Below are 3,412 nucleotides of genomic sequence, written 5' to 3'. Positions count from 1 at the left end.
ATGGTGGAAGACTTCCTGTTCATGTTAGGTGTCTACTTGATGAGTTTGCAAATATTGGTTTGATTCCTAAATTTGAAAAACTGATTGCAACAATTCGTTCAAGAGAAATATCAGCAAGTATAATATTGCAAGCACAATCTCAATTAAAAGCAATCTATAAAGACCATGCAGATACAATAGTTGGTAACTGTGACTCTACACTCTTTTTAGGAGGAAAAGAAAAAACAACAGTAAAAGAATTATCTGAAACATTAGGAAAAGAAACCATAGACCTATATAACACATCAGAAACAAGATCCAACCAAAAATCTTTTGGTCTAAATTACCAAAAAACTGGTAAGGAACTTATGAGCCAAGATGAAATAACTGTAATGGATGGTGGTAAGTGTATATACCAGCTAAGAGGAGTAAGACCTTTCTTATCTGATAAATTTGATATTACAAAGCATAAGAATTATAGATTACTTGAAGATTATGATAAGAAGAATTTATTTGATGTGGAGGAGTTTTTGAAAAACAGAGATAAAATAAAATTAAACTCAAAATCTAAAATCCTTAAAATAAATTTATGATATAAAAATAATTTGTGACTCATAGACGGTTGACTTATAGTCGACAAAGTGCTAATATATAATCATACGGAGGTACTATTGTATGATTAAAAAAGAATTAGGTCAGGAAATTAGAAAATTAAGAACAGCTCGTGGATTTACACAAGAAACATTTTCTAAAGCTTGTGGATTGGATAGGACATATATTGCGGATGTAGAGCTTGGGAAGAGAAATATATCAATAGAAAATATTGATAAAATTGCAAAAGGACTTGCAATTACATTGCCAGAATTATTTAAGTTTAATTCACCTATACAAAAAACAATCATTTTAAATATAAATGGTGAGCAGTTTATTTTGGAAAGTGATACAGAACTCACTATGGATAAGAAAAATTATATTGAAGCAATATGTGAGACAATGTACGATGAAAGTAATGAATGGTATGAAGATATATATGATATGTCCCCATATGATATAGCTGAGCTATTTGAAAAAACAGTAAAAGAAGAAGTAGGAATAACTGTTACATTTAAAGCGATAGACCTTGAAGTATCGATTTTAGAAGATTAGAAATAAGGTATTAATAGGCGATAGAAATTAAAAACTCTATCGTCTTTTTAGTACCATAAATAGTGTAAGAGAGAAAGTAATTTCAATCTTGCACTATTTTTGTATAATGAAGACGTAGTATGACGATCGTCTTTTAGGGTTAAAAATCCGTCATAAAAACTGTCATCTACCTCTTCATTATTCATATTCGGTTAAGCAGGTTGGGCAAAACGTCCGTGTCACGAGCTAAAATGAGTGTAATGGTGCAGGTAGGAACTACAAATTAAAAGAAAGAAGGTAATAAAATGATATCTATAGGAATAGATATAGCAAAAGAAAAGTTTACAGTCTGTGCATTAGAACAAGGTAGCAAAATCATTTGGAAGCCTTTTGATGTTAATCTTAAGAAAACAAAAGTAGAAGAATTTTTAAAGAAACTAGATACTCTAAATGAAGAAGTAAAAATAGTCATGGAAGCAACAGGTAAATACCATCTTCCAATCCTCTATGAATTAAAAGACAAAGGATACTTTGTAACCGTAGTAAACCCACTAAAAATGAAACAGTTTTGTCGAGTACTTAACTTTAGAAAAGCAAAAAATGATAATATAGATGCCATACAAATAGCAGAATATGGTTTGATATACTGGAAAGAGTTACAAGAATACAAAGTAGATGCAGAAAGTTTCAGAGTCCTAAAAGAATTAAACAGATCCTATCAGCACTACATGGAAATAAGAATCAATCAAATGAACTTCATAGACCAAACAATAAATCAAACATTTCCAGGAATAAAAAAACTAATTCCACACGCTTCAGGCGACTTTTTAAAAGATAAACTATTAGATTTTTTAGAAAAATGGTGGCATAAAAACCTAGTATTAGAAAAACCAGAAGAAAAATTCATAGAAGATTTTAAAAACTGGGCAAAAGAAAAGAGATACCATCCTAATGCTGATAAAGCTAAATCCATATACAAGCTCGCAGGGGAAAGTATCTCAACTCAATCTTCTAATAGCTCATATATAAAAATGAACATACAAGAAGGAATAGAATTGATCAAACATATAAATCAAATTCTACATACTATTTTATCACAAATGATAGAAATTGCCGAGCCCCTAGAAGAATATCAAGAAGCAAAGAAATTCTCAGGAATATCAGATAAATTAGCAGTGCAAATCACAGCAGAATTTGGCGACTTATCAAAATTTAAAAACAAAAAAAGTTTGATATCCTTTGTAGGAATAGATTCACCGCCATATGAGTCAGGGAATTTTAAAGCAGATCAGAGAAAAATAACAAAAAGAGGCAATGCAATACTAAGAAAAGTAGGTTATCAAGCTATGAAATGCATGATGAGTGCTAAAGATCCTGAAAATGATATATATCTGTATATGGTAAAAAAAGAAAAAGATGGAAAAGCTAAAAAAGTATGTAAATTTGCAGGACTAAATAAATTCTTAAGAATATACTATGCAAAAGTTATGGCATCAAAACAAGAAAAGAAGGTGTTAAAAGCAGCTTAGAATTATGAAAAAAATAGTTAAAACAAGCCGATAGTAACCGGCTTATTTGGTATGCTCAAATTTAAATTCTAATTAACAAGGAGGAAAGCAAAATTAATTTGACTTTTCTCCTTGACTTTTGTTAGCAGGTTTTTATACTCAAAATTAGGAGGTAAAAATGGTAAGGATAAGAAGTCCCACTTAAATAGTTTAATATATTAGACATTTAGCGATTGAAATATAAGTTCAGTCGCTTTTTTAATTGAAATTTTTAGATTAAGGAGAAGAAATCAATGGATAGAGAAATGATAAATATTAATGCAAATTTAGTTAAGGAAGCTGAATTTTCAGAATTTGAAAAGGATGGAGAAAATGTTCAAGTAGCAAATTTTGCTCTTGTTAAAAAAATATGGAAAAGGCAAAGAATATACAAATTGCTCAGTATATGGAGAAAAGGTAGAAATTGTAAAAGAATTTGAAAAAGGAGATCTAATCCATGTCTTTGGATATTTCAAAGAAAACAAAAAAGGAGATAAGGTCTACAAGAATTTTATAGTTAAATCACTAAACAAAATAGAAAATAAGAAAGAAAACGAGGAGGAATAATATGGAATTTTTTACAGCTGGAGTTGGAGTTTTAAAGACACTTGTAACTGCAATTGGTGCAGGTTTAGGAGCATGGGGAGTTATTAACTTAATGGAAGGTTATGGTAATGATAACCCTGGTGCTAAATCTCAAGGTATTAAGCAGCTTATGGCTGGTGGGGGAATTGTACTAATCGGTATTAAATTAATTCCAC

General features: G+C 30.0%; 4 protein-coding genes and 2 pseudogenes. All 6 read left to right on the top strand.

Annotated features, from left to right (window positions below):
• Positions 1-572 (top strand): TraG/TraD/VirD4 family protein (locus RRB46_RS10610; protein WP_311538511.1); only part of this gene is annotated, 572 nt, incomplete at its 5' end.
• Between the two features lie 82 nt (positions 573-654).
• Positions 655-846, top strand: a pseudogene (locus tag RRB46_RS10605) (helix-turn-helix domain-containing protein); the annotation flags it as partial.
• 18 nt (positions 847-864) lie between these two features.
• Positions 865-1,125 (top strand): hypothetical protein, encoded by a 261-nt coding sequence (locus RRB46_RS10600; RefSeq protein WP_308216819.1) that lies wholly within the window; start codon positions 865-867, stop codon positions 1,123-1,125.
• A gap of 284 nt (positions 1,126-1,409) precedes the next feature.
• A complete protein-coding gene (locus RRB46_RS10595) occupies positions 1,410-2,633 on the top strand; it encodes an IS110 family transposase (protein ID WP_311538510.1) in 1,224 nt (407 codons plus the stop codon).
• Positions 2,634-2,905: 272 nt separating this feature from the next.
• Positions 2,906-3,218, top strand: a pseudogene (locus RRB46_RS10590) (single-stranded DNA-binding protein).
• Position 3,219: 1 nt separating this feature from the next.
• Positions 3,220-3,412, top strand: a 193-nt coding sequence (locus tag RRB46_RS10585) for a Maff2 family mobile element protein (RefSeq protein ID WP_311538509.1), incomplete at its 3' end; no start/stop codon positions are given.

It is taken from the genome of uncultured Anaerococcus sp. (assembly GCF_963512375.1).
GTDB lineage: Bacteria > Bacillota > Clostridia > Tissierellales > Peptoniphilaceae > Anaerococcus.
This window is presented reverse-complemented; position numbering and strand designations above follow the sequence as displayed.